At 63.8% G+C, this 995-nt stretch carries 1 pseudogene; it reads left to right on the forward strand.

What is annotated here, in order from left to right:
• Positions 1-237: 237 nt before the first annotated feature.
• A pseudogene (locus MKK52_RS03930) lies at positions 238-995 on the forward strand (flagellar protein); the annotation flags it as partial.

Here is a 995-nt window from a genome sequence, read left to right on the forward strand (position 1 = left end):
AGCGGCATGGTGCGGCCTCCCTCGCAGGCCCCTGTCGTAGGAGAGCCGCGTTAACGTTCCGCTAACCGTGTGCCGACGCCGTGATGCGGCGGCGTTGTTAAGTCATTAACCGAGTTTCACTGAAGCGCCGCACGAAAACAAAGCTGTCTATTATTTTAAGACAGTCGAAAGCCGGCGTGTCCAAATGTTCACTCGCCTCCAAAACGGAGGTGCCTCAACCAGAATGGATACGTCATCATGTCCGGCGTCACGCTCACCGCTGCCACCCGCCAGAACCTGCTCTCCCTGCAGGACACGGCGTCGCTGACGGCCACCACCCAGAACCGGCTCGCCACCGGCAAGAAGGTCTCCTCGGCCCTCGACAACCCGGTCACCTTCTTCACCTCGCAGTCCCTCGACCAGCGGTCGGGAGATCTGTCGAACCTACTCGACGGCATCTCCAACGGCGTGCAGGCGATCCAGGCCGCCAACCAGGGCATCACCTCGATCCAGAAGCTGGTCGATCAGGCCAAGTCGGTCGCCAACCAGGCTCTCTCGACCCAGATCACCACCACCGGCACGGCTTCGACCGCCTACGCCACGTCGACCACCGCCACGACCGTCAACCTGTTCGTGAACGGTTCCTCGACCGCCGCCTCGATCCCGGCCAACGCCACGATCGATCAGGCGATCACGGCGCTGAATACCGCCGTGGGCTCCGGCAGCTTCACGAAGGACTCCACCGGCACCAAGCTCGTGATGAACGCCAGCTCGGATGTCGAATTCAACACCACCGCCGACCAGACCCTCATCGGCTTCGCCGCGGGTTCCGGTACGGCCACCACCTACGGTGCCACCACCGCCGTCGCGCAGAGCGCCGACCTCACGGTCTCCGGCGTCTCCGCTCGCTCGGCCCTGGCGACGCAGTACAACAGCCTGCTGACCCAGATCGATCAGCTCGCCGGCGACTCGAGCTACAACGGCACGAACCTGATCGGCGGCAAGGGCACGAACAA

Origin of the sequence: Methylobacterium sp. J-067, assembly GCF_022829465.1 — a bacterium.
GTDB classification, from domain to species: domain Bacteria; phylum Pseudomonadota; class Alphaproteobacteria; order Rhizobiales; family Beijerinckiaceae; genus Methylobacterium; species Methylobacterium litchii.